This is a genomic window from Sphingopyxis sp. BE235 (assembly GCF_031457175.1).
Lineage (GTDB): Bacteria > Pseudomonadota > Alphaproteobacteria > Sphingomonadales > Sphingomonadaceae > Sphingopyxis.
Window position 1 is genome coordinate 1205566 of sequence record NZ_JAVDWC010000002.1, and the last position, 25492, is coordinate 1231057.

General features: G+C 62.7%; 27 protein-coding genes. 14 read left to right on the forward strand and 13 right to left on the reverse strand.

The window, feature by feature from the left end:
- The first annotated feature begins 268 nt into the window (after positions 1-268).
- Complete coding sequence (gene asd, locus J2X38_RS12980; RefSeq protein WP_310254652.1) at positions 269-991, forward strand: archaetidylserine decarboxylase; 723 nt, start codon at positions 269-271, stop codon at positions 989-991.
- Positions 992-1121: 130 nt separating this feature from the next.
- On the opposite strand, the gene J2X38_RS12985 is transcribed toward asd, so the two are convergent.
- On the reverse strand, positions 1122-1925 hold the full coding sequence (locus J2X38_RS12985; RefSeq protein WP_310254654.1) for a class I mannose-6-phosphate isomerase: 804 nt from the start codon (positions 1923-1925) through the stop codon (positions 1122-1124).
- Positions 1926-2344: 419 nt separating this feature from the next.
- On the opposite strand from J2X38_RS12985, the gene J2X38_RS12990 reads away from it, so the two are divergent.
- Positions 2345-2530: a YdcH family protein gene (locus tag J2X38_RS12990; RefSeq protein ID WP_054733396.1), complete on the forward strand. Its 186-nt coding sequence runs from the start codon at positions 2345-2347 to the stop codon at positions 2528-2530.
- A 226-nt stretch (positions 2531-2756) separates the two neighbouring features.
- A complete protein-coding gene (locus J2X38_RS12995) occupies positions 2757-3236 on the forward strand; it encodes an Hsp20 family protein (protein WP_252170990.1) in 480 nt (159 codons plus the stop codon).
- A 90-nt stretch (positions 3237-3326) separates the two neighbouring features.
- Here the strand turns inward: J2X38_RS12995 and J2X38_RS13000 are convergent, their stop codons facing one another.
- The gene (locus tag J2X38_RS13000) at positions 3327-3596 is read right to left on the reverse strand and encodes an usg protein (protein WP_252170991.1); all 270 of its coding nucleotides are present in this window, start codon (positions 3594-3596) and stop codon (positions 3327-3329) included.
- Positions 3593-3820 (reverse strand): hypothetical protein, encoded by a 228-nt coding sequence (locus J2X38_RS13005; RefSeq protein WP_252170992.1) that lies wholly within the window; start codon positions 3818-3820, stop codon positions 3593-3595. The genes J2X38_RS13000 and J2X38_RS13005 overlap by 4 nt, the downstream gene beginning before the upstream one ends.
- Before the next feature lie 260 nt (positions 3821-4080).
- Here J2X38_RS13005 and groES point away from each other — a divergent pair, with 260 nt between their 5' ends.
- The 3 genes from groES to J2X38_RS13020 all read left to right on the forward strand — a co-directional run bounded on the left by groES (position 4081) and on the right by J2X38_RS13020 (position 6316).
- Positions 4081-4395 carry a co-chaperone GroES gene (gene groES, locus J2X38_RS13010; RefSeq protein ID WP_310254660.1) on the forward strand — a complete coding sequence of 105 codons (315 nt, stop codon included), beginning with the start codon at positions 4081-4083 and terminating at the stop codon, positions 4393-4395.
- A 46-nt stretch (positions 4396-4441) separates the two neighbouring features.
- Entirely contained in the window at positions 4442-6061 is a 1620-nt protein-coding gene (groL, locus tag J2X38_RS13015; RefSeq protein WP_310254662.1) for a chaperonin GroEL, read from the forward strand.
- Between the two features lie 72 nt (positions 6062-6133).
- On the forward strand, positions 6134-6316 hold the full coding sequence (locus J2X38_RS13020; RefSeq protein WP_137892609.1) for a hypothetical protein: 183 nt from the start codon (positions 6134-6136) through the stop codon (positions 6314-6316).
- Between the two features lie 65 nt (positions 6317-6381).
- On the opposite strand, the gene J2X38_RS13025 is transcribed toward J2X38_RS13020, so the two are convergent.
- The 3 genes from J2X38_RS13025 to J2X38_RS13035 form a co-directional block, all read right to left on the reverse strand.
- On the reverse strand, positions 6382-6585 hold the full coding sequence (locus tag J2X38_RS13025) for a hypothetical protein (protein WP_054727962.1): 204 nt from the start codon (positions 6583-6585) through the stop codon (positions 6382-6384).
- A 151-nt stretch (positions 6586-6736) separates the two neighbouring features.
- Complete coding sequence (locus tag J2X38_RS13030; protein WP_310254666.1) at positions 6737-6919, reverse strand: hypothetical protein; 183 nt, start codon at positions 6917-6919, stop codon at positions 6737-6739.
- Between the two features lie 162 nt (positions 6920-7081).
- Positions 7082-7642, reverse strand: coding sequence for a type 1 glutamine amidotransferase domain-containing protein (locus J2X38_RS13035; protein WP_252170996.1), 561 nt, complete (start codon positions 7640-7642; stop codon positions 7082-7084).
- Positions 7643-8480: 838 nt separating this feature from the next.
- Here J2X38_RS13035 and J2X38_RS13040 point away from each other — a divergent pair.
- The 4 genes from J2X38_RS13040 to J2X38_RS13055 all read left to right on the forward strand — a co-directional run bounded on the left by J2X38_RS13040 (position 8481) and on the right by J2X38_RS13055 (position 11924).
- Entirely contained in the window at positions 8481-9413 is a 933-nt protein-coding gene (locus J2X38_RS13040; RefSeq protein WP_310254669.1) for an ATP-grasp fold amidoligase family protein, read from the forward strand.
- A 195-nt stretch (positions 9414-9608) separates the two neighbouring features.
- Complete coding sequence (locus tag J2X38_RS22965; RefSeq protein ID WP_405053452.1) at positions 9609-10400, forward strand: BON domain-containing protein; 792 nt, start codon at positions 9609-9611, stop codon at positions 10398-10400.
- A 404-nt stretch (positions 10401-10804) separates the two neighbouring features.
- Positions 10805-11212, forward strand: coding sequence for an NAD(P)H-dependent oxidoreductase (locus tag J2X38_RS13050; protein ID WP_310254670.1), 408 nt, complete (start codon positions 10805-10807; stop codon positions 11210-11212).
- Positions 11213-11456: 244 nt separating this feature from the next.
- Positions 11457-11924 (forward strand): hypothetical protein, encoded by a 468-nt coding sequence (locus tag J2X38_RS13055; protein ID WP_310254672.1) that lies wholly within the window; start codon positions 11457-11459, stop codon positions 11922-11924.
- A gap of 186 nt (positions 11925-12110) precedes the next feature.
- Here J2X38_RS13055 and J2X38_RS13060 read toward each other — a convergent pair whose 3' ends face one another.
- From J2X38_RS13060 to J2X38_RS13070, 3 genes are all read right to left on the reverse strand, one after another.
- Entirely contained in the window at positions 12111-14936 is a 2826-nt protein-coding gene (locus J2X38_RS13060) for a CHAT domain-containing protein (protein ID WP_310254674.1), read from the reverse strand.
- Between the two features lie 172 nt (positions 14937-15108).
- On the reverse strand, positions 15109-16089 hold the full coding sequence (locus J2X38_RS13065; RefSeq protein WP_310254676.1) for a hypothetical protein: 981 nt from the start codon (positions 16087-16089) through the stop codon (positions 15109-15111).
- Positions 16090-16447: 358 nt separating this feature from the next.
- Positions 16448-16903, reverse strand: a complete 456-nt coding sequence (locus J2X38_RS13070; RefSeq protein WP_310254677.1) for a hypothetical protein — start codon at positions 16901-16903, stop codon at positions 16448-16450.
- Between the two features lie 238 nt (positions 16904-17141).
- Between J2X38_RS13070 and J2X38_RS13075 the strand changes: the two genes are divergently transcribed.
- Positions 17142-17423 carry a DUF1153 domain-containing protein gene (locus tag J2X38_RS13075; protein ID WP_056350196.1) on the forward strand — a complete coding sequence of 94 codons (282 nt, stop codon included), beginning with the start codon at positions 17142-17144 and terminating at the stop codon, positions 17421-17423.
- Between the two features lie 89 nt (positions 17424-17512).
- Here J2X38_RS13075 and J2X38_RS13080 read toward each other — a convergent pair whose 3' ends face one another.
- A complete protein-coding gene (locus J2X38_RS13080) occupies positions 17513-17887 on the reverse strand; it encodes a glycine zipper 2TM domain-containing protein (RefSeq protein ID WP_056350194.1) in 375 nt (124 codons plus the stop codon).
- Positions 17888-18453: 566 nt separating this feature from the next.
- On the opposite strand from J2X38_RS13080, the gene J2X38_RS13085 reads away from it, so the two are divergent.
- Positions 18454-18900, forward strand: coding sequence for a carboxymuconolactone decarboxylase family protein (locus tag J2X38_RS13085; protein ID WP_056350192.1), 447 nt, complete (start codon positions 18454-18456; stop codon positions 18898-18900).
- Between the two features lie 429 nt (positions 18901-19329).
- Here the strand turns inward: J2X38_RS13085 and J2X38_RS13090 are convergent, their stop codons facing one another.
- The gene (locus J2X38_RS13090) at positions 19330-21027 is read right to left on the reverse strand and encodes a histidine kinase famiy protein (protein WP_310254683.1); all 1698 of its coding nucleotides are present in this window, start codon (positions 21025-21027) and stop codon (positions 19330-19332) included.
- A gap of 205 nt (positions 21028-21232) precedes the next feature.
- Between J2X38_RS13090 and J2X38_RS13095 the strand changes: the two genes are divergently transcribed.
- A complete protein-coding gene (locus J2X38_RS13095; RefSeq protein ID WP_310254685.1) occupies positions 21233-21718 on the forward strand; it encodes a GAF domain-containing protein in 486 nt (161 codons plus the stop codon).
- Between the two features lie 102 nt (positions 21719-21820).
- The gene (locus tag J2X38_RS22970; protein ID WP_405053453.1) at positions 21821-23707 is read left to right on the forward strand and encodes a PAS domain-containing protein; all 1887 of its coding nucleotides are present in this window, start codon (positions 21821-21823) and stop codon (positions 23705-23707) included.
- A 253-nt stretch (positions 23708-23960) separates the two neighbouring features.
- Here the strand turns inward: J2X38_RS22970 and J2X38_RS13110 are convergent, their stop codons facing one another.
- Together J2X38_RS13110 and J2X38_RS13115 are read right to left on the reverse strand one after the other, a co-directional pair.
- The gene (locus tag J2X38_RS13110; protein ID WP_062179430.1) at positions 23961-24686 is read right to left on the reverse strand and encodes an SDR family NAD(P)-dependent oxidoreductase; all 726 of its coding nucleotides are present in this window, start codon (positions 24684-24686) and stop codon (positions 23961-23963) included.
- A 100-nt stretch (positions 24687-24786) separates the two neighbouring features.
- Entirely contained in the window at positions 24787-25374 is a 588-nt protein-coding gene (locus J2X38_RS13115) for a PAS domain-containing protein (protein WP_062179426.1), read from the reverse strand.
- Positions 25375-25492: the final 118 nt, after the last annotated feature.

Here is a 25492-nt window from a genome sequence, read left to right on the forward strand (position 1 = left end):
GCCATGCGCCTTCCCTTGCCCCACGACATCGGGATAAAGCATCACCGCCGGAACGAAGAGGCGGGCGCCGTCGTCTCTCCCCAGGCGATCGGCTTTCCCTCCGAAGGATCGACCAACGGATGATATCATGTTCGAGCGCCTGACAATTCTTGCCCAGCATGCGATGCCGAAGCGGCGGCTGACCGAATTCGCCGGCCGTGTTGCCGCGTCGTCGGGCCCGCTGACCCCGCGACTGATCCAATGGTTCGTCGCCAAATATGGCGTCGACATGAGCGAAGCGGAAAATCCGGACATCCGCAGTTATGCAAACTTCAACGACTTCTTCACGCGCCCGCTGAAAGCCGGCGCTCGCCCGCGGGCGGAGGCCGATTTCATCTGTCCGGTCGACGGTGCCATCAGCCAGTTCGGTGCCATCGACGATCATCACATCGTCCAGGCCAAGGGCCATGGGTTCACCACCGCCGCACTCCTGGGCGGCGACACCGCGCTCGCCGCGACGTTTCGCGACGGCAGCTTCGCCAATCTCTATCTTTCGCCCAAGGACTATCACCGGCTGCACATGCCGTGCGACGGCGAGCTCAGACGCATGATCCACGTCCCGGGCTCGCTCTTTTCCGTCAACCCGACGACCGCGCGAGGGGTGCCCGGCCTTTTCGCGCGTAACGAGCGGGTCATATGCCTGTTCGAGTCCCCCACTCACGGCCATTTTGCGATGATACTCGTAGGTGCGACCATCGTCGGCAGCATCGCAACGTCATGGCATGGCGCGGTGAATGCAAAGCGATCGGGCAAGATATCGTCATGGTCCTACGCCCCCGATGAAGTCTTGCTGCGCAAGGGCGACGAGATGGGTCGCTTTCTCCTCGGCTCCACGATCGTGATGCTGTTCAAGAAGCAAGCGATCGCGTTCAACCCCGATTGGTTTCCCGAACGGCCGGTGCGCCTCGGAGAGGAGATGGGAAGCGCCGTAGAGAAAGCCTCGGGCGGATAGCCGATCAACCCTGTAACATGTGCGGCAGCCGACGCGCCTCGCTAGGCGTCTCGGGCGGCAGGACGGTGCCAGGCCAGTTGGCGCAGGCGGATCGCCCTCCATCGGTGACGCGCCAAGGTGGCGCAGGGCGTCAAGGCTTGTGCCAACCCGCCAGAAAACGCGCGCCGGCTCCCGCCTCGATGGTAGCGACGTCCTCGGCCCACAGGCACTCGCCCGCCTGCGCGGTCACGCCGTCAGCCGCGATCGTGCCGCTGAGTGGGACGATCATCGCCCCATCCCTCGCATCGGCAAGCGGCGAAAGGTCGTTGGCGTTCAGGTGCGCGACCACGAGATGGCGGCTGTCGAGCAACAACGCGCTCTCTGCGATATCGACTTGGCGGCAGAGATCGCGTGACATTGGCGCGGCCTTCGCGACCGCCGTCCCATCGGCGAGGTGCAGCTCGCGCGGGCGGCCGTAATCGTAGAGACGATAGGTAACATCCACATTCTGCTGAATTTCGACGAGTGTGACCCCGGTGCCGATCGCATGGACGGTTCCGGGCGGAATATGAAAGAACATGTTCGCGCGCACCGGATGCCACTCCATGAGCGCCTCGATAGCACCCGAGCGGGCGGTATCGGCGAGTTCGCGCTCGCCGAGCGCGCGAAGCGTGCCAATGCCGAGCACCGCGTCCGGCTCAGCGTCAAGAATGTACCAGCATTCCTCCTTGCCTGCGGGAAGTCCGCGCGCCTGCGCCTGCCGGTCGTCGGGATGGACCTGGATCGACAAGCGCTCGCTCGTGAAGATATATTTCACGAGCAGCGGATTGGATTTGGGCGGACGAAACCAGATTTCGCCGACGCGGCCACCAGTCCGTGCATCGAAGGGCGGAGGAAGCCGATCGACGCCCCAGGGTTTCTCGACCCTGATCGTATCAAGCTTCTGTGCTTTCATGGTCACATCCATCACTCCCATTCTGAAGCATATGCCCGTTGGCTCCGGCGCAGCGCATAGTCCCAGGCGCGGCCAGGAAGGCGGACAGCGCAAATGGCGTCGGCGACGCGCCGGAAGAGCGGGTAAACCTGTTCCTCGCGAGTCGGCATGCTACCGAAACAATGGTCGCCGGGCCGGGTTGCAGCGACTAACCCATGTTGTGACGATTTAGCTGTAGCGCGCCGACCGCCTCTACATCTTTGCTTCCCAATGCCGGCTGTCGTGCCTTCCCTGCGGGGCGCCGCGCGATGCTCTTCACAGCTTCCGACAGTCTCCCACAGGCGGACACTTCAACCCCTTGAAATTCTGACCATAGCTTTCCTACATCCACGCCGCAGCCGCTCGGGCTGCAACATCCTCAACTTGGCATGGAGAAGAAGATGTCCAGCAAACATATCGATTATCTGCGGCGCGAGCATGCCCGCCTCGACGCCGAAATCGATCGGGAGGCGCAGCGCCGCCAGCCCGACGAAGTCCTGATTGCGCGGCTCAAGAAGCTGAAGCTGGCGATCAAGGACCAGATCGCGGCATGGAGCCGCGATACCGGCGACAGTCGCGTCGCCTGACCCGATCGCGGAGCCGCGCGCGTTGCGGCTCCGCGCTTTGGCGCTGCGGATTTTCGGAACATGGCGCATCCAGAATCTTCGCGCGCGCGACCTCTTGAAATCGAAAAATGGCTTCCTAATTTTTTCCCGGGTGCCGGATTTTCCGGGTCCTGAGGACATAGAGAGCGCCGGCTCTAAGTCCCGGCGCATCTCATGCCCGAATTGCTTCAATCAGGAGGATTTGGAAATGAGAACCGATTTTGACTTCACCCCCTATCGCCGCTCGACGGTGGGCTTCGATCATCTCTTCGACCTGCTCGAGAAGGGGCAGCGCGGCGAAACGTCCGATGGCTTTCCCCCTTTCGACATCGTGCGCGATGCCGATGACCGCTTCCGCGTCACCTTGGCCATCCCCGGGTTCAAGCCCGACGAGATCGAGATCGTCGCGCAGCAGAACCAACTGAGCGTCACGGGCAAGCCCGCCGAGGAAGACGCCAAGCTCGTCTATCTCCACCGCGGCATCGCGCGCCGCGCGTTCGAGCGCCGCTTCCAGCTCGCCGACTATATCGAGGTCGGCGGCGCGAGCTTCGCCGACGGGCTGCTCTCGATCGAGCTCAGCCGCGTCGTCCCCGAGGCGATGAAGCCGCGTAAGATCGAGATCGGCGGCGGCGACACCGAGCCGCGCCGGATCGGATCGTCGAACGAAAAGACGCTCGAAAAAGCGTAACAATGGGCGGGGCCGCCGTTCAGCGTTGGCCCCGCCCTTCAATATCAAATTGCATTTAAACGCCGAACGGTGGCGGCCGCCGCCCCGATTTCAATCGAGCGAGCGAATGATATCTGCCGCACTCCACTCGGCGGGTCCGATCAGCATATCGTGCGCGATCCGCACCGAATGGAGTGCGGCTTCGATCTGCCGCCGCCACATGGCAAGAAAGTCGAACAGCACCGGGAAATCCGGTGGCACATCATAATCCTGCCAGACGAAGAGCTGGAGCAGCGAGGGGTGATCGGGCCGGTAATAATGGATCTCGGCGGTCGTCAGCCCGTAGCCATCCAACTGTGCAATCAGCGCGCGGTCGGTCATGGCGCGCGCGTCTCGCCGCCATCGAGCGACCGAAGCGCCGCGAGCACATCGTCGACTGGCACCGCTCGCCTCGCCCCCGGGGGTTTGCGAAGCGCGGGCTTGTTGCGGACCGCCGCGCGATCCGATGCCCAGGATGCGAGCAGGGCGCGCTTGACCTCGGGCTCGAGGCTCGGGTGACGCGCCACGTCGAAGGGATGAAGAAAACGGGAAAATGGCTCGGACATGATCGTGCCTCCTTCCTTGTAGCCTTTCCTTTCTTGTCGTGCGGCAAAGCGCCGCAGGGAGAGATTTTGGGAGCGAAGCGAGTCGAGTCAAGAGGTCCCAGCCTCTTGATAAGGGTCATTTGTTTTGCGCTGGCGCGAAGGCGAAAAAATTTTCGTCGACCCTCTTGAAGCAAAAAATTCCGCTCCCTAGCTCATCGGCGCCGCGCGTCCCGGACAGGCGCGCCGGCTTGTCATATCGTTATGCAACATGGAGGTTATGCATGCATTTCCGTCCCTTGCACGACCGTGTGGTCGTCCGCCGCATCGAAGCCGAGGAGAGGACCTCGGGCGGCATCATCATCCCCGACACCGCCAAGGATAAGCCGCAGGAAGGCGAAGTCGTCGCCGTCGGTCCGGGCGCCCGCGCCGAGGACGGCACGGTCACCGCACTCGACGTGAAGGCCGGCGACCGGATCCTGTTTGGCAAATGGTCGGGCACCGAGGTCAAGATCGACGGCGAGGAACTGCTCATCATGAAGGAGAGCGACATCCTCGGCGTCATCGAGCAGGCCGAGGCGCTCAAGCAGGCGGCCTGATGCCGCACTCATCACCAACTGAAAGGACAGCAAGAAGGAGGTAAGAATGGCTGCCAAGGAAGTGAAATTTGCGTCGGACGCGCGTGATCGCATGCTGCGCGGCGTGGATACGCTTGCGAATGCAGTGAAGGTCACGCTGGGGCCGAAGGGCCGCAACGTCGTGATCGACAAAAGCTTTGGCGCGCCGCGCATCACCAAGGACGGCGTCACCGTCGCCAAGGAAATCGAGCTTGCCGACAAGTTCGAGAATATGGGCGCGCAGATGCTGCGCGAGGTCGCCTCGAAGCAGAACGACAAGGCCGGCGACGGCACCACGACCGCTACCGTTCTCGCGCAGGCGATCGTCCGCGAGGGATCGAAGGCGGTCGCAGCGGGCATGAACCCGATGGACGTCAAGCGCGGCATCGATCTCGCCGTGAATACCGTCGTCGAGGACCTCAAGGCGCATGCCAAGAAGGTCGAGGCGAATAGCGAGATCGCGCAGGTCGCGACCATCTCGGCAAATGGCGACGAGGAAGTCGGCAAAATCCTCGCCGAGGCGATGGAGAAGGTCGGCAATGAGGGCGTGATCACCGTCGAGGAAGCGAAGAGCCTCGCGACCGAGCTCGAAACGGTCGAGGGCATGCAGTTCGATCGCGGCTATCTCTCGCCCTACTTCATCACCAATGCCGAGAAGCTGAAGGTCGAGCTCGACGATCCGTACATTCTGATCCACGAGAAGAAGCTCTCGAACCTGCAGGCGATGCTGCCGCTCCTCGAGAGCGTCGTCCAGTCGGGCCGGCCATTGCTCATCATCGCCGAGGATGTTGAGGGCGACGCGCTCGCAACCCTCGTCGTCAATCGCCTGCGCGGCGGGCTCAAGGTCGCGGCAGTGAAAGCGCCGGGCTTTGGCGATCGCCGCAAGGCGATGCTCGAGGATATCGCCGTGCTCACCGGCGGCAATGTCGTCAGCGAGGAACTCGGGATCAAGCTCGAGAGCGTCACGATCAACATGCTCGGGCGCGCGAAGAAGGTCGTCATCGACAAGGATAATACGACGATCGTCGACGGCGTCGGCGCGAAGTCGGATATCGACGGCCGCGTCGCGCAGATCCGCCAGCAGATCGAGACCACGACAAGCGATTACGACCGCGAGAAGCTGCAGGAGCGGCTCGCCAAGCTCGCGGGCGGTGTCGCGGTGATCCGTGTCGGCGGCGCGACCGAGGTCGAGGTCAAGGAGAAGAAGGACCGTGTCGACGACGCGCTCCATGCGACACGCGCGGCCGTGGAAGAAGGCATTCTTCCGGGCGGCGGCATCGCGCTGCTCCGGTCGCTGAAAGCGCTCGAAGGCCTGAAAGCCGCGAACGACGACCAGCAGTCAGGCATCGACATCGTCCGCCGCGCGCTCCGCGCCCCGGCGCGTCAGATCGCCGACAATGCCGGCGAGGACGGCGCGTGGATCGTTGGCAAGCTCCTCGAAAGCGAGGAGTATAGCTGGGGCTTCAACGCCGCCACTGGCGAGTATCAGGACCTCGTCAAGGCAGGCGTGATCGACCCCGCCAAGGTCGTACGCACCGCGCTGCAGGATGCCGCGTCGGTCGCGTCGCTGCTGATCACTACCGAGGCGCTCGTCGCCGAGCTGCCGAAGGAGGAGAAGGCCGCGCCGATGCCGGCGATGGACTTCTGACATATCGAGGGCGGCGGGAAACCGCCGCCCTCACCTGCCCTGTTTCTATGCGGAGCATCAAGGAGATCGGCAATGCCGTTCGGAGGTCATAACATTCGAAATTGTGTGTCGGAGATCAAGCTGCGGCATGGCAAACAGGCCGACTTCATCGTCTCCAGGCAGGTGCAATGGTCGCGCGACCGGGGCAATGACGAAGAGATCGCATTCTGGAACGCCGTGCTGACTGACTTGCATCGAACGACTTCTCCGCATTGAAAAGGTGGCCGCCAAGGGGCGCTCCGATCCAGGCGGGCGACCGCTTGCCAACCCATGCTTCCTAATCAGTTCGTTCGGCCGGTCATGCCGCGGCTTTGCGCCCAGCCGTAAAGATCGGCGATCATGCCTCGCTCGATCTCGGGTTGCAGATAGATCACGACGGCTGTTTCGGCTTCCCTGTCGATGAAGCGCATAGTCGCGTAGAAGACACCCTCTCGCTCGGTGTCGCCGCCCTCGATTTCGTCGGGCCATATCTCAATCGTTCGCACGGGCCTCTCCTTCCCATTCCGCTGTCCGCGATCGATGAAGGGAGAATGCCAAAGTGCTGGGAAGGTTGCACCTGGAATGGGCGCAACCGGGGAATAGAAAAAGGCCGGACCGCATCGAAGTGCGGCCCTGCCCCGAGACGACGCCTCGGCGTCACTCTTCTTTCCGACGTCGGCGGTTCTGACGGTCCTCGTCGTCGCGGCCGACCTGGTTGCTCTGGTCCTGGTCATTGTCCCGACCGGGCTGGCGTCGCTGCTGATCCTGCTGTTCCTGCTGGCCGGGGTTCTCGTTCGGATTGCGATCGGGTTGGCCGCCCTGCTGGTTGTTCTGTCCCATGTGGGTCATCCTCTTTCCAAACTGCCTGGGCGGTAGGGTTTGAAGCGACGCGCCATAAAGCAGCGAGTTCCCGCCGCTTTCAACAGCTTATCGCAAGAATCGCCGTTCGCGCACGCGATCGCCTTTTCACAATTCAACAGTCCCGTATTGAGCTCGGCGCAGCTACGCCCGCGCCCTCCGGTCGGCCACCGCTGCGACGATCGCATCGCAAAAGTCGGGCAGGTCGTCGGGACAGCGACTGGTGATGATATTGCCGTCGACCACGACGCTCTCATCGACCACCTGCGCGCCGGCATTGGCAACATCGGTGCGGATCGACTTGTAGCTCGTCATCCGCTTGCCCGATGCGAGCCCGGCTTCGACGAGAAGCCACGGCGCATGGCAAATCGCGGCAACCGGCTTGCCAGCACCTGAGAAGGCCCGGATGATCGAGATCGCCTTATCCTCGACCCGCAGCAAGTCGGGATTGATCTGGCCGCCCGGCAGGACGAGCGCGTCATAACGGTCGGTGTCGACGTCGGCGATCTTGAGATCGACTTCGACCTCGTCGCCCCAATCGTCTTCGTCCCAGCCGGTAATATCATCATCGTCGATCGATGCGATTTCGACCTCCGCGCCCGCGTCCTCCAGACGCTGAAGTGGCACTTCAAGCTCGGATTGTTCGAAGCCATCTGCCGCTATGATCAGGATCCTGCAGCCGGCGAGTATATTGTCCTTGGTCATCGGAAAGCTCCTTTGCTGTTTCATGACCAATGCGCCGCGGCTATCGTCGTTCCCGCCCGTGCCCGCGCGCGCGGCTCTCCGTCCTCGTCTATCGGTAATGGCCGCACCGAGGCCTGAGGCCGTGATCGCGTTGAGGGCAGCCTCGACAATTTTCCAGAATGGCGGCGACCGTGCGGCCCATCTTTGCAACCTTTCTTCGCCAACTGCATTTCAACGGCGCACGGGCTTCGACGGTGATCGGTCGGTCTGCCGCCGCCATGTGCATCGCTTCGCGTATCGCCGCGGCTGTTCGATCCCACGTCTCAGTCGAATTGCCGTCGGCGTACGCATCCAATCGTCGTCCGGGCCGCTCCCCTACGTTGTCCGAATATCGGCGCGCATATCCGGCTCAACGACATATCGCTCAGTTTGGCCGTCGGAGTATGCTACACGCCTGATGTTTGAGGCAAGCGGATGCTGCAATCGAATCATCGGATACACGGTCAGCATTTTTTGTGTTTCGGCATAGTCACGCCGGGGTCTTTCCCTCCCCCCTTCGCTCGAATCGGCTGACCGGTAGCAATCTTCCTTTGCCCGTTCATGAAGATCCGAGGTTGAGACGTGCGATGCTGCACGCGATCCGCAGCGGTGCGCGCGATCACGCGTTCCTCACCGGTTGGTCGCACCCGAGCGCCTGAGCGCTGCCTGGATGATCGGAGGTCGGTCGATGATATTGCCGGGAGCGTTTTCTGCGCCGGGTCGTTCGTATCCGCATGCAGCTTTGCCGCGAAATAAACCTGGGTCGGCCGAGCTTCCGCGATAGCGGCCACACGTCGTTCAGCCGTGAGACCGACATGGCATGAAACTCTCGCGCGCCTCGGAAGACCCAGCGAAAGTGGACAATGTCGGCTCCTCGATAGCCGCGCACCGGATTGCCCTTCTCTACGCCTTGCGTCATCGACGCCTGCCCGACTTGCTCAATCCGACGCGCTTCACCGAGCTCGTCCAGCTCCGCAAATTGAATGATCGGTCACCGTTGCAAACGACGCTGCTGGATAAACTTGAGGCAAAACGCTTGGCCTCGGAGCAACTCGGTGCAAACTGGATCGTACCGACGCTCTGGCAGGGCCAGATGCTGCCGCGCTTCATTCCGTTCGCCCTCCCATCAATCGTCAAGGCGCGTCATGGGTGTAACCAGTATCAAATCCTGGAGACGTTTCCGGATTGCGAACGCTGGAAGCAGGTCCAGCGAGCCGCGCGCCGGTGGCAGCGCCGGGAGTACGGCCGCTGGCTCGACGAATGGGCATATCGCAAAGTGCCGCGTGGCGTTTTCGCCGAGCCGTTGCTCGGCGGCGCACGTCCTCTCCCCATCGACTACAAGATCTACGTCTTTGGCGGTGTCGCGACGCACGTCCAGGTACATTTGGGGCGCGGTGTCCGTCACCGCTGGATATTGCATGACCGCAACTGGCGGCAGCTCGTGCCTGCCGCCGATCGACCTTCCAGACCCTCCTCCCTCGGGGCGATGCTGCAAGCTGCAGAGACGCTTGCCGGGAACCTAGCCTTCGTTCGGGTCGATTTTACGAAATCGACTGCCAACCGCTTTTCGGCGAGTTTTGCCTTTATCCCGGCTCTGGCCTCGATCCTTTTGCAGCCGACTGGATCGACGTCGAGCTGGGAAGGCTTTGGAAAGATGCGTTGGAGAGATCCGGTTCCCCAGCGGCAAGTTCGACGGACGCAAAGCACGCGCGGCCCACTGGGTATGATCCTTTCCAGATTTGATTCTACATGAGAATTCGGCATGCCGGCGACGCCAGCCGCCCATTGGAGAGATCGGGTCACATTCGTCGATGCGTTGACGTCGCAGGGCGACATATTGCGCCCAGTTCGGGAACTTGCCCCCACTCCATGCGTCGGTTCGGCGGGACGGGGGGTTGCCTCCCTTCCCGGCAACCTGCCCGCCACCCTCAACAAATGGAGATGGATCATGGACAGGTTCGACGACCGCACCCCGCTCTGGGATTATAGCGACAACAGCAGCCCCGACACCGGCGCATCGCCGGGTCGCTACAACCGCGGCCGCGCGGAGGATGCCTCGCGCGCTTATGTGGCGATCGAGGAAGACGAGCGCGAGCAGCGCCGCCCGCGCCGCGCCTATCGCGAGCAGGAATATCGCCGCGATAATTGGGAGGATGAGCGCGCGGGCGACTATCGCCGGCCGGTCCGCAGCGCTGAGCGCTCCGATTGGCCCCGTTACGACCGCACGCCCCGCCGCGACGCCTATTACGATGCTGCCGGCGAAGCCCGAGGCGAGGATCGTTCGCGCGGCGGTAACTACTGGCCGAGCGAGTTCGGCTATCTCCCGGTCGAGGGCTATTCGCCTTACGGCCAATATCCGCGGACGCGCAGCCCCGATTATGACCCGGGCGAACGCGGCTTCCTCGACCGCGCCGGCGACGAAGTGCTTTCCTGGTTCGGCGATCGCGACGCGCGCCGTCGCCGGGAACTCGATCACCGCGGCCGCGGTCCCAAAAGCTATATCCGCTCCGACGAGCGCATCCGCGAGGACGTGAACGACCGTCTTACCGAGGATGTCTGGATCGACGCCTCCGAGATCGAGGTCAGCGTCGCAGATGGCGAAGTCACGCTCTCCGGCACGGTCGAGGATCGCCGGTCGAAGCGCCGCGCCGAAGATGTCGCCGACGACGTCACGGGCGTCAAACATGTGCAGAACAATCTGCGCTACAGCTCGGGCGTCGTCAGTCCCAAGCTCGATTGACCCGGCAAGCCGACAGGAAGGGGCCGCTTTGGCGGCCCCTTCTTGCTGCCCGCGCTCGGCGGCACCGATATTTTCAACATGAATTCCCTGTCGGAACTCGCCCATGGCGCGTCGAGAGCAGACGCTCATCGTCATTTTGAGTACCCCGCCAGTATAACATCGGAACCAACCGCGACCGGCGCGCGCTTCACCCCGGCGGGGTAAAGGAGACGATATGGCCCGATTACCGCTACCGCGATCAATTGCTCGCTGTCGGCCCGTGGCCGCACGAGCTCGACCGATGCCATGCTCGCGGTGCTTACCGAACATTTCGAGGCGGAAGGCGTTCGTGTCGGCAAGCCCATCCGTATCGCCGCGCACAGCATCAAATGGGGTGTCACCTCGAACGAGGGTGCTGGCGACGAATGGCCGAGGCGATCCTCGCCTCCGATATTCTCATCTTCGGCACACCGATCTGGATGGGTCAAGCATCAAGCGTCGCCAAGCTTGTGATGGAACGAATGGATGCCTTCCTGTCGGAGACCGACGACAAGGGGCGGATGCCAAGCTTTTCGAAAGTGGCTGTTGCCGCGATCGTCGGCAATGAAGACGGCGCGCATAATGCTTCGTCGCAAATCTTTCAGGCGCTGAACGATGTGGGATGGACGATTCCCGCCGTGGCCGCCTGCTACTGGGTCGGTGAGGCGATGGGTTCAGTCGATTTCAAGGACCTTCAGCATCGCCCCAGCAAAGTAACCGAGACCGCCAAAATGGTGGCCGCTAATGCCACGCATCTTGCCCGACTATTGAGGGAATCGCCTTATCCCGGCTGAGCAGGTCGATCGCGCGAGCCGTCCGACCTCTTATCCTGCTGCCTTGACCCGCACATGCTACGAGACAATCAGCAAGCGCTCTTTGGCGCGTCAACCGCTTGTGGCCATTTAAGAACGGTCCGGTTTTGGCGGGAGACGGAGAGAGGCGGACATCCGCGGCGCGCCGGATAGCCACGACCGGAAGCGACCGATTGCGGACACCTGCTTTGTATGTATCCTCCACTATATGTTTGGGGAGCGACCGATGATCGGCAGGCGGAAGGCAATCACAGCGGTGGCGTGCGCCACGTTTATGCCGGGAACGGCAATGTCTTGTCAGATATCATCGCCTCGCCCAGACCCTGTATTTGATAAGCAGGCGCAAGAAAAACGTTTGAGACTCGTCGAAAGGTTTTTTGAGAAGATCGGTCAAGCGGGGTCGTTCGAAGAAATCGAGCGCTCGACCGAGAGCATGCGACGGGCCAGTTTTCGGTGGCCCGCTCCGCAACCGTTCCAACTGCTGGAAGCCACGCCAGTGGGCGATCTGGTGATCGCGCGTGCACGAGGAATTGAAGCCACGCCCGAGAATGAGTGCAATCCGTTCGTCACGGTCCACGCTTATTACTCGTTCCATTTCGACCAAGACCAGATCGCTCTGATGAATATGATTAGTTATGGCGCTCTGTGGCCGGCCCAAGAGATACCGGAGGCTATTTTTCTGGAACGAGACTAACTCGCTCTTGAGCAGCCGACTGTTGCATCCGCTTGCCATCCCATTCAGCCACCTGTTCGCTGCGAGCCAGCGCCGACGCTTGACCTGGCCGGTAGCAGACGGGCGGATTCAAGACCAAATTTGCTCTCAGCGGACGTTTGGAGGGCGACCTGAACTCATAACGCACTGCGAGCACCCGAACTCCCGCTACCGCACGCCCCGGTCGGTGGTCCCGACAAACACGAGCGGCGCCCAAACCGCCGGAGACGAGGTATCGTCTTTTGCACGAAGCGCCAGTATCGCCTGCCGGAACGCAGCCCCCGGAGCGCCGGGATGCTTTTCGATGCCTGCAAAGAGATGCGTGACGATTTCGGCCCCGGCCTCATCGTCGAGCGGCCAATGCGACACCAGAAGCGAACCCGCGCCAGCATAAAAGAAAGACTGCGCCAAGCCCGACAGCCCGTCCGCTTCGGCGCTGCCGTTCGAACTTGCCGTGTTGCACGCCGACAGTACGACGATATCCGCTGCGAGCTTCAGTTGCGCGGCTTCCGAGGCGGTGAGAAGACCATCGTCCCTGTCGGACTGCGCCCCCGCTAATGGCGGCGTGAAGACGAGACCCGGCTCGCCATCGAGCCCCGTCTCGCTCGCCAGCAGACCGTGCGTCGAAAAGAGGACATAGCGTGCATTGGCCAGCCCGGGATTCGACTTGACCGATCCCTCGGTCGCCGCGGAGCCCATAAGAGCAATAGTCTGTCCAGGATCGAACATCGATCGCACGCCCTCGATCTCGCGGCGCGTGCCTGGAAGCGAAGGCATCGCCATGATCCGGGCCGGGTCCGCTATGCCACGCTGGAACAGTTCCGAATATTCCACGATACCCCGGTCGTCGCCTGAATGACCCTTGAGCGCCGGATCGCCCGCAGCGAACAGGATCGTCTGCGATGGCGGACGATTGCGTCCGGGTCCAGGGCCGCAACCGGCCGGGCGATCACCCGCAGGCCGAAGCAGGCAACGCAACGAGTAAAGGCTTGAAACCGACGGCAGCGTCGAAATCTCGTAACGATCAATCAGAAATTGCGGCTTCTGCGTGTCGGCGCCGGCTGTGACGAGCAAGGTCAACGGCAGGCTGCTCAGCGGAACTGGCGTCACGGTCATCAGACGTGTTGCGCCGCCGAGGGACGTTTCGATGGGCGCAATGAGCTCGAGATACAGGCTGTGCGCGAGCTGTTCGTCGAAATTGTCGACGCTCCCGGCCCAGCGCTCGCGAAGGTCGCGCTTGATCTGACCACGCAGCCGCTCAACGCTCTTCGCCAAGGCATCGCGGGTCAGGGCCGACCGATGCCATGTAAATCCCGAGCGCGTCAGAACGAAGACCGACGTGCCGCGCTCGTCAGAAAGGAAGAAAAGAACGGCTTCGTCCTTGTCGAGCAGCGCCTGCACTCGTTCGGCGGCGATCGGCCGAGGCTTGACGAGCTGATCATAGGCGGGGTCGATCGCGGCGATCTCCTCCGTCGACATCTCGTCCATCACGGCATCAACGTCGCGCAAATAGAATTTTCCGAGCAACTCGCGATCGGTATCGGGGCTGCCGGGAACCGATAGCCATTGCGCGATCTCGCGGTTGAGCGACGCAACGCTCGCGCGCACCTCCTCGCGGAACCGCTCCTTTTCCGCGACCGGACCGTCGCTGCGCGATGTGCGTGCCGAAACCTTGGCGAGTGTCGCCGCGGTCTCGCCGATCGACGACCATTGGGCCGCCTCGAACGCTTCTCCGCGCGTGAGCGAGCTTGCCGCTTCGGGAGGAAGGGCGCCGAGCAGTCCCTCAAAGACGGGACGGTAGCGCCGGACGGCGCGAACAAGCCCCTCGGTTGTGTCGGCCGCCTCGACCCGCGCCACCGCGCCTGAGACAGCCTTCCGATATTCGGCCGCGGCATCGGCGTGCTGCCCTGGATCGAGCGCGAGGATGGCGGCGCCGCGCGCCGCATGCGCATCGATGCGCCGGTCGTCGCTCCTGTCCCAAGTCGTATCGACGACCGGCATTGCCTCGGCGAGAATCGGGGCACCTTCGTTAGCGCGCCCCTCAGCGACGAGCGCAGCGCCGAGCCGGGTGAGAAATTCGAGACGCGACGCGCCTCGCCCGCCGCGGAGCAGGTCCGGCTCGGCATCGAAGCGCGCCACCGCCTTTGCCATGTTCCCGCTCCGCGCGAGAAAAGCGATCTCGTCGCGGGCGAGGCGACCCCGGACTGCCGCCCAGTCATCGGGGTCCCATCCCTCACCGTTGTGCTCGCGTTCCCATTCATACCCGGCCGCCGCCTCGACATAATCCGCAGCGCCACCGCTCGCTTCGCCCGGCACCAGCGCCGCAACTGCCAGAAAATCGGGGAGCGCGCGTTTAGCTTCGGGGGAGCCCATCATGGCCAACGTCGAGAGCAGGCTATCGGCGGCAGCGAGATAACCGCGCGCCTCCTCATTGCGGCCCTGCAGCGCAAGGTTGCGGGTCAGCCGCAGGAGCGATGTGCGGAGCGCCGCATCGGAGAGCCGCTCGGTTCCCTGGAACTCCATTGCCCGCACGATGTTGTATCGCAGCCCGTCCCGCAAATACTGCTCGCCTTCTACCGGCCGGCCGTAGAGCGACAGCATTTCACCGAGGTTGCCGAACGCCGACGCGAAGATCGGCCCATCGAAGCCCTTTAGCCTGTTCACCTGGGCGTGGAGGAGGCGCGCGGTGCGAAGGGCCATACCTTCGCCCTTTTCGTCGCGATCGAAATCACCATGATCCACCGCCCAGGCGGTCAGCGCATCGCTTTGCAAGGCGAGCAGTCCGACGCAAGGATCGGACCCTTTGCCCGCGGCGCAAGCTTCATGCTCGCGGCGTGCCAAAGTCATCGCTTCGTCATAGCGTTTGGCGGCGAGCGCATCGTTCAGCTCGGCACTCGCGGGAACGGGGTCGACGGAAAGCTTGGCGGACACCTCGGGCGCGGCCAAGGCAAGCGCCCCGAAGAGCAACCATGATTTATACCGGATCAATTGCACGCCCCCTGCCCTAGCGCGACCCCTGACCGACCTACCGCGGCGCGCGAAGGACGCAAGCAAGATCGCTGCGCCTCACCGGCCTCGCGATCGCCGCCTCGGGCGCCAAAGCACTTTTTCGAACACCCGCAGTGCTCGTAAAACCGATATGTGCAAGCCCAGCAGCGGCAAACGGCTACATTCCGGGGACGGCTCCGCCCGACAGCGCTTCTTGCACGCAGGCCTGCTGGAAAGCGCGTGCGGCGCCCGGGTCGGCGCGAGCGAGCGCGGTGACCGCCGACGTGGCCGCGGCGCGGCGTCCCTCGGAGAAATCTTCCGTCCGGATGTCCCACCAGTCGCGCACCTGCCAGCTCGGCCCCGATACCTGTCCCTCGGCGGCGAGCTGCCCGACGAACATTTCCACATGCGCGCGGCAGGCGGCCTCGTGGGCGCCGCGCTCGCCGCCGGATGGCGCCGAAGCGGTCCGCTGCGCGCGTTGCGCGCGGTAGCGCGCGAGCAGCGTGCGGCCGTCGATTGCGGGCACATGCTTCACCTGCTGGGCCGGATCGCGACGGCAGATCATTCTCAGACTATGGTCCGCAAGGTCGTTAGCCGGCTTCGCGGCCTCACTCTCGCCGAACGACCGCAGCTTCGCGCCTGAACTCGAGAAGGCGGCGCCCCCGAGCAGCTGCGACTTGAGCGTAAGACAGTCGGCACGATAGGTCGCCGTTGTAAACGCCGCGCCGTCGGCATCGTCCTGCGGCAGCGTGAAGGCGGCCGCGAAATCGAGCGTCGCGTTGCCGCGGTCGACCCAATGGAGATCGAAATATTTGGCGCCGTTCGGACCCAGTGTGTCCGGCACGATGTCTGCGCTCCCTTCCTTGGCAAGGATCGCCGCAAGCTCGTCGCCAAGAGAGACCGCTTCGTTGTCGGGCGCGGCAGCCAAGGCGAGCCGATACTGGCCAGCGGCGCCATCGACCAGGCCGAGCGCGGCATAGGCGCGCGCGAGATCACGATGCCACTCGGGCAGGATAGAGAGCATATGGTGACGCGGTGCGACCAGCGTTTCTAGGATGCCCGCCGCTTCGGCGGGGTGACCCGCGTCGATCGCTTGCGCTGCAATCCGAGCGGCAGCAGCATCCCTGTCGGCCTGGCTGACGTCAACGGCTGGAGGCACGGAAGCACCGACTGCCACGGAAGGGCCGATGACCGCGAGGAGGAACCCGGCGATGACATGCCGGCAATGGGTCGCGCCTCGCTTCGCCTGATGCCTCACAAGGTGAGCCTTTATCCCGCCCGGCCGCGGCGCATCCATTCTCATCACCGACCCCCCATCATTTTACTGCCCTAGTTCCCTCACCCGCGCCCGCTTCTCGCACCCCGGCCGGCGGAACAAAAAAATCGGAAACCTTTCATTGGAGCAAGCTGATTCGCCTGTTTTGCGGCGAGAACTCCCGTGCAAAAAAATCAGGCCGGATTTGACGTGAGCGCTATCGTTTTGCTGCGCAGCGATTAGCCTTCGCTTCCTTTATCGCTCACTTGCGATATTGCCATTGATACTCGGGAATATTGCCCTTGCGAAGGAAAGCGGCGGTCCAGAAATTAATCGTCAATCCCGGCTTGCCGCCGTAGGCTGCCGACTGCACGAAAGCATGCGTAGGACAAGCTATGTTGTCCGACCGCGAGGTGTCGATCAATTCGAGGCATTGGCCGACGAACCGTGCCGACTTGGGTCCGGTCGATTCCACGCCCGCGATGCGAGCGATGACGGTTCCAGCAGGTGCCGCGATCTTCTTGAGGTAGGGATCAGCGGTGTCATTCTCCACGATAGTCACAACGCCATTCGCCACGGACAGCTTGATCTTGTGGTCAACGCCGTACCATTCGCCATCGATCGCCTTGACCGGATTTGCCGGCAAGTCAGGTACCGTCTGAGCCTGCGCCGGGACTGCCATCAGCGCCAACGCCACCATCATATTCGCAGTTCGCATCTGTTTTCCCCCGTTACAGAATTGAGGCTGCAGCATTCCGCCCAGACTGGCAATAGCGGCGATCGTTGGGAGGACCACAGCGCTCCCTTTGACACACAATTTGGCCCGTTGCCTCCCATGAGCGGCGAACGGTTGGCCGCATCCAATGCTCCTCCGCAACCCTTTGTTAACCTCGAAACCGCATTTTTGCCGCGGGGGGCACTCATACGGCAGCAGCCGAGCGAATGGAGAGTTCGCAGTGCTCGAATTTACGACGAGGCCGACATCGGTCGCCGGGCCGGTCGGGCCGCTGACAATCGACGACCTGCCTTCATCGACGGCAGGCTATTGGGTCGCGCGCCGCAAGGCGGAGTTGCTTGCCGCGATCGATGGCGGACTGATCGGGCTGGCCGACGCCTGCGCAAGATACCGCCTCAGCGGCGAAGAGCTGGAATCGTGGCGCCGCACTATCGACCGCGCGGGCATAGCCGGTCTGCGCGTGACGAAGGCACCTCGCCCGCGGGATCAGACTGTCGGATAGATTCTTCGTCACCGCCCGCACCCCCACTGCGTGCGGTGTCCAAGGGGACGGCGCGAGCAGACTGGTCCCTCTCGCGCCGTCCTTTCACATCAGCGGCATTTCAGTTCGCCGCGATCGATAGCCCGCCCGAGCAGCCCGCCGCCGGCCGCGCCGATGATCGTGCCGACCGTGCGATCACGCCCGCCATCGAGTTCGCGCCCGACGAGCGCACCGACGGCGGCGCCAATGATCAATCCGGTCGTGCCATTCTCGCGGCGGCAGTGGTAGCGGCCATCCTTGCTCCGCCAAATGCGATCATTGTGCGAAATGCGGCGAGGCTCGTAATAGCGCCCATATCCGTCATAGAGGCCACGATCCTTGGCGCGCTTGCCGTGCGCCGGCGCCCAGGGCGGCGGATCCGCCAGCGCCGGGCCGGCGGGAACGGCGAGCGCAGCGAGGACCGCAGCGGCGATATATTCTTTCATGACCCGTCTCCTTCAATCAGGCACCGGACGTAGCGGCGCGCAGCCGAACACCGGCTGAACAAACCGCATGAGCGGCCGATTGCCTACCGAACGGTTCCTATCTGAAGCAACCGGTGGTCGACGTCCAATGCGCGCCAGGGCAGCTCTTTTGGCGCAGCGGTACAATAATTACCCGGCCCTCGACATTATCTGCGCCGTGCGACCCAGGAGACCTCGTCCTTTCAGGAAACCGAGATCTTCATCTGACGCCCGCACGGTTTCGGCCGCGCGGGCGTCTTTTTTGGCGCTTGCCGGTTGGCGATTGGAATGGCCGATTGGGTCGGGCGGCTTTCAACTCCAATTCCAGATATGCGGACATTCCGTCGCAGTACGACAATGCCGTGGCCCCTCGTTTCTTGGCGCGGCCTGATCGGTACACTGCGCTAGATCAATCTCGGACCTTTCTTCCGATCCCATTCGACAGCATTCGGTCCACCGGCATTTTTTGCGCGGGATGTCACAGCGGAAGAATCCCGCTCGTCAGGCATGGTGACGCCGATTTTGGCTCAGGAAGAAAGGAAGATCAGATGAACCGGTTGAATTGGTCCGAAGTGGCTCCCGCTGGAGCGAAGGCGCTTTACGGTGTGCACCATTATGTCACCACCAGCACGGCCCTGCCTGAAGAACTGATTCACCTCGTCTTCCTCCGGGTCTCGCAGATCAACGGATGCGCTCACTGCATCGATCTGCATACCCGGGACCTTCTCAAGACCATGCCGATCGACAAGATCGCGCTGCTTCCGGTGTGGCATGAAGTCCCGCATCTGTTCCCAGACCAATATCGCGCGGCTTTGGCCTGGGCGGAGGAAGTCACGCGTGTCAGCGAGACCCACGCTTCCGACGAGGCCTATTCAGCAGCAGCCGAGGCATTCGAGCCGAAAGACCTCGTGGACCTGACGATCGCGATCGCGGCGATGAACGCCTTCAACAGGCTTGGCGCACCATTCCGTCTTCCGGTTGCGGTCAAGCCCTGAGGCGCGAGAGCTGCTACCTTTTTGGCGTCGCGGTACAATATCAGGTCTACCAGCGAAGCTAGGCGCGCCATGCGACCCAAGAGAGCTCTTCCTTTCAGGAAACTCAGCTCTTCATCTTACGCCCGTCCGATTTCGATCGGGCGGGTGTTCTTTTTCGGCAAATCGTTCGTTGTGGCCGACAGGAGACAGTCTGCTGATGGCATCAGAATGCAAGGAGCTGCCATTAGGTCCGTTGCGGCAGATTGCAGCTCCGGCTTCGTTGGCGAGAATGGTCAGCGACGGTCCCGCGGTCTGGACAATTTACAGGTGCGACGCTGCAAGTGCGCTTGGGTGCGAGGTCGCAACGTCAGCCGTTGAGGCATTGACCGAGACCGGGGGCTTGGTTTCTGAAGTGCAACAGGCCGTTTACCCACCGGGCGATTGAAACGATCATTCCTCGGCAGCACCGAAGTCAGACGGGCGTCGCCGAGCAGAATTTTCATCCCTGTGCGCCAGCGCCTGTGCGATGCGATCGAGCAGGTCGGCCCGGCGATAGGGTTTGCCAAGCACGTCACGCTCGCTGCGAAGTGGTCCTTCTACGACTAAGTCCTCGTTATAGCCCGTGGTCATCAACACGGGCACTTGAGGCGCGAGCCGCCGGACTGCTTCCGCGAGCGCAATGCCATCCAGGTTTCCGGGCATCACCAAGTCGGTGAAGACAAGATCCACCATGTCGGTGGCAAGCAGGTGCTCAAATGCCTTGAGCCCTGCGTCGCCATTTTCGGCGACCGTCACCCGATATCCTGCATCTTCGAGATTTTCGCGCGCCAGCGCACGGACTTCGGCATCGTCTTCGACCAGGAGAATATGGGCCTCGCCGCGTTCGAAAGACTTTTTCGGACCCGCAACCGACAATTCGGGTTCGTCAGATGTCGAGACGGGGAAAAGAATGCGAACGGTGGTGCCCTTGCCGACCTCGCTCTCGATTTCGAGCCGTCCCCGCGATTGCAGAACGAAGCCGCTCGCCATTGCAAGGCCCAGCCCTGTCCCCTTCCCGGTAGCCTTGGTCGTGAAAAACGGCTCCACCGCCCGCGCGATCACATGCTGCGCCATGCCTTCGCCCTCGTCGACGAGCTCGACCGAGATATAGTCACCCGGAGAGAGTCCCCGGGCCGGTGCATCGCCGTTCAGATGGACCTTCGCCGTTGCAATCGTCAGGACGCCGCCTCCCGGCATGGCGTCGCGCGCGTTTAGCGCAATATTGAGGATCGCCATTTCGAGCTGCTCGGGATCGACGACCGCCTTTGGAAGGCCGCGCCGGAGCGACAGGTGCAGTTCGATGCGGCCGCCGAGCGAAGCCTCAAGCATGTCGGCGAAGCCATTGATGCAATCGTTCACATCGACAGCCCTGGGCGTCAGCCTCGTCTTGCGCGCAAACGCGAGGAGCTGGCCCGTGAGTTTGGCGCCGCGCTCCGCTGCCCCGCGCGCACGCGCTAGATAGGTTCGTTGTTTTTCATCCTCGATCCGGGTCCCGAGCAATTCGAGATTACCGTTCACGACCTGAAGCAGATTGTTGAAATCATGCGCGAGCCCGGCGGTGAGCTGACCGATTGCCTCCATCTTTTGGGCCTGCTGCGACGCCTGTTCGCTCTCTCGCCGCCGCGTCACATCGAGCTGGCTTGCGAAGAAATGCAGAAGCTTGCCGCCAGTGTCATAAACCGGTCCGATAAAGACCGCATTCCAGAACGGCGTCCCATCGCGCTTGTAGTTCAATATCTCGAGGGCGATCGACTGGCGGTTCGCGACTGCAGACCGGAGGTCCGCGACAAGCTCGCGATCGGTTTGCGGCCCTTGCAGGAAACGGCAGTTCCGCCCGAGAACCTCGGTCTCTTCATAGCCGGTCAGATCGAGGAAGGCCTTGTTCGCGAAGACGATCGGATTATCGGCAATGTTCGGATCGGTCAGGATCATCGGCATCCTGGTCATCTCGATTGCGGCGAAGAAGATATTGCTTCGCTCGTCGAGGCCAGAATGGGTCAGCGTGGTTTCGCGTCGATGATCGCCAAGAGTGGCCCCAGCCGAAGGTTCGGTCCCGCTCGCTCCGGCGTCGAGCTCCTCATGATCTGTCACGCGGTCAACAGCCTCCATTTCGCCCGCTTAGCGGGCGGCTCATCGTGATACCCCATACGCCCCCGTGCGGATTTTGTTGCAAAGTGGCGTGGCTCTTACCGGAACGAAATCGTCCCTATAACGTTCATCCGCGGGGAAATTGTCAAGGGTCGGCCAAGGTGGCGGATCGTCCCATGCGAACGGGAGACGCATGCCACGATCCGATCAGCTAAGTCGCGAGGAATTGCTCGAGCGTCAGGCATTTCAACTCGCCCTGCTTACAGAGCTGCGCGATCTCGCGGACCCCGTGGCGATCCTCGCGGCAGCGGCCACGCGGCTCGGCACCCATCTCGGCGCGGCACGGTGCGGATTCGCTTCGAACGCCGGCGAGGCCGGCATGAGAATCGCGTCTGAATGGACGAAAGACGGCGCGTCGCGCAGCGGCGAGGTTTCACGATTGCAGGGGGCGACGAACGGCGAGCTCGCCAAAGGTGACACCGTAGTCACGACGGGACACAAATCAGATGACCATTCGCGGCACGATATTGCGGCAGAGATTCTCTGTCCCATGACACGCGAAGGCGTGCTGGAATCGGTGCTTTACGTCGAAAAGGACGCGCCGCACGCATGGACGACGGGCGAAATCGCGCTCGTCGAGGATGTCGCGCTTCGCATTCGCGAGGCGGTCGATCGTGCGCGCAGCGACGCGGCGCTCAAGGCCAGTCGCTAAGAACTCGAGCTCGCGACACGCGCCGCCGAGCTTGGTCGTTATGATTATCGCCCGCGCGAGATGAGTCTATCCTGGGATGACCGGTGCCGTGCACTCTTCGGGATGTCACCGGGAGTTCCGGTCAGCTACGAAAGCGCATTTCTCGCCGGCCTTCACCCCGATGATCGCGAGCGCGCAGACCGCGCCGTCGCCGCGGCGCTCGATCCCGATGGAAGTCACCGGTTCGATGTCGAGTATCGCACGGTCGGCATCGAAGACGGGGTTCTTCGTCACATTCGTGCCCAAGGCCTCGCCTTTTTCGACGGCCGAGAGCCTGTTCGGCTCATCGGCACCGTGCAGGACGTCACGCGCGACCGCGAGGCCAGCGCAAAGCTGCGCGAGGTCGAGGAGCGCCTTCGTCTCGCGGGACGCGCGACGAACGATGCGATCTGGGACTGGGATTTTCGGACCAATCATGTGACGTGGAACGCCGCTCTCGAAAGCGCTTACGGCCACGGTCCCGACGACGTCGTGCCCACCGGCGAATGGTGGCTTGGGCAGATCCACGCTGAAGACCGCGCGCGGATCGATGCGAGCATCCATCATGTGATCGACGGAGGCGCGAGCGACTGGACCGACGAATATCGCTTTCGCCGTGCGGACGGCAGCTTCGCCGACATTCTCGACAGAGGCTATGTCATTCGCGGTGAAGATGGCGCGCCGATCCGGATGGTGGGCGCAATGCTTGATGTATCGGCTCGCAAAGCGGTAGAGCGCCGGCTTCAGCAGGAGCGCACGCGGCTGGTTGAAGAAGTGAAAGAAACCGCGGCGGAGCGTGACCGTGCCGAAGAGGCGCTCCGGCAATCGCAGAAGATGGAAGCTGTCGGCCAGCTCACGGGCGGCATCGCGCATGACTTCAATAATCTGCTGACCGGCATTTCGGGGTCGCTCGAAATGATGCAGGTTCGCATCGCTCAGGGGCGCGTCGCCGAGATCGACAAATATTCGGTTGCCGCGCAGGGCGCGGTCCGGCGTGCCGCTGCGCTCACGCACCGCCTACTCGCCTTCTCGCGCCGTCAGACGCTCGATCCCAAGCCGTGCGACGTGAACCGGCTGATCTTCGACATCGAGGAATTGGTGCGCCGAACGGTGGGCCCCTCGATCACGGTGGAGACGGTAGGCAAGGCGGGATTGTGGACGACGCTGGTGGACACCAATCAGCTCGAGAACGCCATTCTTAACCTGTGCATCAACGCGCGCGACGCGATGCCCGAGGGCGGACGGATCACGATCGAGACGGCTAATAAATGGCTCGACGGACGCGGCGCAAGAGAACGCGATCTCGAACCCGGCCAATATGTGTCCCTCTGCGTGACCGACACCGGGACGGGCATGACCGACGATGTCGCCGCGCGCGCTTTCGATCCCTTCTTCACGACCAAGCCACTTGGCGAAGGAACAGGCCTCGGCCTGTCGATGATTTACGGGTTTGCTCGTCAATCGGGGGGACAGGTTCGTATCTACAGCGAGGTCGGGATGGGTACGACCATGTGCATCTATCTTCCCCGCTACATGAGCGTTGAGGAACCAGAAACCGTCGATTCCGATCCGCCCGCGCCAACATCGATCGATGGCTCCGCGCCGGCACGCGGCAATGTGTTGGTCGTCGACGATGAGCCGACGATCCGCATGCTCGTCGCCGAAGTGGCCGAGGAATTGGGCTATCAGGTTCTCGAGGCGTTCGACGGGCCGAGCGCGATGCGGATCCTGCAGGCAAAGGAGGTCATCGATCTTCTGATCACCGACGTCGGTCTACCTGGCGGCATGAACGGACGGCAGATAGCCGATGCCGCTCTCAGCCTCTGCCCTAGCCTTAAAATTCTTTTCATCACGGGCTATGCGGAGAATGCTGTCATCGGAAGCGGGAGGCTCGCGCCTAACATGGCGCTCATTACCAAGCCTTTTGGGATGGACGCGCTCGCGCACCGGATTCGCGAAATCATGGCTTGAATGCGCTCATACATACGTGTTGCTCGCCCAGCCGCAACGCTGCTTCGATGCCGCTGTGTAAGGGTGCGCTATAAACTGCGCTGCTCGCCGCCTCCGATTTTCCAGATATAGCGCGACGGCATTTCGCTGTCATCGAACGAACTGCGTTTCTTGCGGCGCCGCTTGGCCGCTTGCCGTCGGTCTGCTTCTGGCACAATATTCGCTAAAGCGGACAGGCAAAGAGGCGGAGCCTCTTGAAGCGCCTGCTGGCTCGTCAATACGGGATAGGCCTTCTATCCCAGCCGTAGAACCCGCCGCTATCCGTTGACGATAGCTGATCGATGACGCCTAGAATGTGCATCGCGCTATTATTCGCACTAAAGAGCGATGATTCAGCTACTCGCGCCTGAAACGGCTCCGAGAGCGGCGTGTCGACTGTTCCGGGGTGCAGTGCCGCGACTATCGCTTCCGGATTGCTGCGGCCGAGCTCTATCGCGAAGCATCGCACCAGAGCATTGAGCGCCGCCTTGGAAGCGCGGTAGCTGTGCCATCCGCCAAGTCTGTTATCCGCAATCGAACCAACGCGAGCAGAAAGAAATATGGCGACGGCCCGGTGTCTTCGGCCGAGCAGTGGAAGAAAATGCTTTGCGGCGAGCGCGGGCCCGATGCTGTTGACCGCGAATACTTCGGCCATAACCGATGCATCGAGCTGCCGAAGGCTCTTTTCAGGACGGATCTCAGCCCCGCGATGCAGCAGCCCCGTCGCCACGATCAACAAGTCGAGCGCGCCATCCTGGGCAATTTGGCGACCTGCCTCGGCAAGCGTGCCGTCGTCCAATATGTCGATCGTCAGCGTTGTCACATCGGGATGACGCGAAGCATCGGGCCGCCTGGTCCCGGCATAGATGCGGTCAAATCGGCCCGATGCGACAAGTTGCTCGACAAGCGCGGCGCCGATACCGCCGCCACTTCCGATCACCAAGGCGCGCTTGCCGTTCAAATGCCTGCTCCTCACGGCCACAAAGCCGGTCCGGCTGCCTGAAGCTTAAACGGCGGCGGCGCGATATCCCATATGCCTCAAAGGGAAGCTGGAGCGGTGCCTAGAAGCCGGCCTCGACCGCGAGCCGGATCGCATCGGCCGTGGTCTCGACGCCGAGCGCGCGCAGCAGCGCAGCGCGGTGCATCTTGATCGTCCGCTCCGACAGCGACAGCGTGAAGGCAATCTGCTTGTTGAGCTGTCCGCTCGCCATCAGCTTCAACACCTCGCGCTGCCTCGGCGAGAGCGCCTCAATATGGGCGCGCGCTCGCGTGCTCCGTCCTCCAACCGCCTCGCCGGTCTCGTCGACCTCGATTTGCGAGCCGAGAAAATATTCGAGAGTGCCGCCGGGGCCAAAGATTGGCGCGACCAGCACGGCATTGCGGAAGGGCGTTCCGTCTTTCCGGTAGTTGAGGATCTCGACGAGCGCCGGCCTCTGCTCCCGGATGGCGGCGCGCAAGGTCTCGGTCAGTTCGGGCTCGGTGCCCTGCCCGGCGAGAAAGCGGCAATTGCGTCCAAGAATTTCGTCCGACCCATAGCCGGTGAGCGCCGAGAAGGCAGCGTTGCACTCGACGATCGGATTGTCAGGCAGACGCGGGTCGCTGATCACCGCGGCGATCGGGCTGGCCGCGATCATTGTCTTCAATGACATAGTATCTGCCTGCTCTCCCCTGGGTGCCCCAAGGGACATGTTGCGACACTTCCCCTCGCTCATGCAAGCCTGCGTCGATGACAATTGCGACGAACCGGAAAAATTACGTATGACGCCC

What these genes read in the sequence shown, in the direction of transcription:
- groES (WP_310254660.1), top strand. Translation starts at nt 4,081, where the DNA reads ATGCATTTCCGTCCCTTGCACGACCGTGTGGTCGTCCGCCGCATCGAA.
- J2X38_RS12995 (WP_252170990.1), top strand. Translation starts at nt 2,757, where the DNA reads ATGAGAACCGATTTTGACTTCACCCCCTATCGCCGCTCGACGGTGGGC.
- J2X38_RS13090 (WP_310254683.1), bottom strand. Translation starts at nt 21,027, where the DNA reads ATGGAGGCTGTTGACCGCGTGACAGATCATGAGGAGCTCGACGCCGGA.
- groL (WP_310254662.1), top strand. Translation starts at nt 4,442, where the DNA reads ATGGCTGCCAAGGAAGTGAAATTTGCGTCGGACGCGCGTGATCGCATG.
- J2X38_RS13035 (WP_252170996.1), bottom strand. Translation starts at nt 7,642, where the DNA reads ATGACCAAGGACAATATACTCGCCGGCTGCAGGATCCTGATCATAGCG.
- asd (WP_310254652.1), top strand. Translation starts at nt 269, where the DNA reads ATGAGCGAAGCGGAAAATCCGGACATCCGCAGTTATGCAAACTTCAAC.
- J2X38_RS13055 (WP_310254672.1), top strand. Translation starts at nt 11,457, where the DNA reads ATGATCGGCAGGCGGAAGGCAATCACAGCGGTGGCGTGCGCCACGTTT.
- J2X38_RS13005 (WP_252170992.1), bottom strand. Translation starts at nt 3,820, where the DNA reads ATGTCCGAGCCATTTTCCCGTTTTCTTCATCCCTTCGACGTGGCGCGT.
- J2X38_RS12990 (WP_054733396.1), top strand. Translation starts at nt 2,345, where the DNA reads ATGTCCAGCAAACATATCGATTATCTGCGGCGCGAGCATGCCCGCCTC.
- J2X38_RS13000 (WP_252170991.1), bottom strand. Translation starts at nt 3,596, where the DNA reads ATGACCGACCGCGCGCTGATTGCACAGTTGGATGGCTACGGGCTGACG.
- J2X38_RS13040 (WP_310254669.1), top strand. Translation starts at nt 8,481, where the DNA reads ATGAAACTCTCGCGCGCCTCGGAAGACCCAGCGAAAGTGGACAATGTC.
- J2X38_RS13115 (WP_062179426.1), bottom strand. Translation starts at nt 25,374, where the DNA reads ATGTCATTGAAGACAATGATCGCGGCCAGCCCGATCGCCGCGGTGATC.
- J2X38_RS13070 (WP_310254677.1), bottom strand. Translation starts at nt 16,903, where the DNA reads ATGCGAACTGCGAATATGATGGTGGCGTTGGCGCTGATGGCAGTCCCG.
- J2X38_RS13050 (WP_310254670.1), top strand. Translation starts at nt 10,805, where the DNA reads ATGGCCGAGGCGATCCTCGCCTCCGATATTCTCATCTTCGGCACACCG.
- J2X38_RS13020 (WP_137892609.1), top strand. Translation starts at nt 6,134, where the DNA reads ATGCCGTTCGGAGGTCATAACATTCGAAATTGTGTGTCGGAGATCAAG.
- J2X38_RS13080 (WP_056350194.1), bottom strand. Translation starts at nt 17,887, where the DNA reads ATGAAAGAATATATCGCCGCTGCGGTCCTCGCTGCGCTCGCCGTTCCC.
- J2X38_RS13030 (WP_310254666.1), bottom strand. Translation starts at nt 6,919, where the DNA reads ATGGGACAGAACAACCAGCAGGGCGGCCAACCCGATCGCAATCCGAAC.
- J2X38_RS13085 (WP_056350192.1), top strand. Translation starts at nt 18,454, where the DNA reads ATGAACCGGTTGAATTGGTCCGAAGTGGCTCCCGCTGGAGCGAAGGCG.
- J2X38_RS22970 (WP_405053453.1), top strand. Translation starts at nt 21,821, where the DNA reads ATGTCACCGGGAGTTCCGGTCAGCTACGAAAGCGCATTTCTCGCCGGC.
- J2X38_RS22965 (WP_405053452.1), top strand. Translation starts at nt 9,609, where the DNA reads ATGGACAGGTTCGACGACCGCACCCCGCTCTGGGATTATAGCGACAAC.
- J2X38_RS12985 (WP_310254654.1), bottom strand. Translation starts at nt 1,925, where the DNA reads ATGAAAGCACAGAAGCTTGATACGATCAGGGTCGAGAAACCCTGGGGC.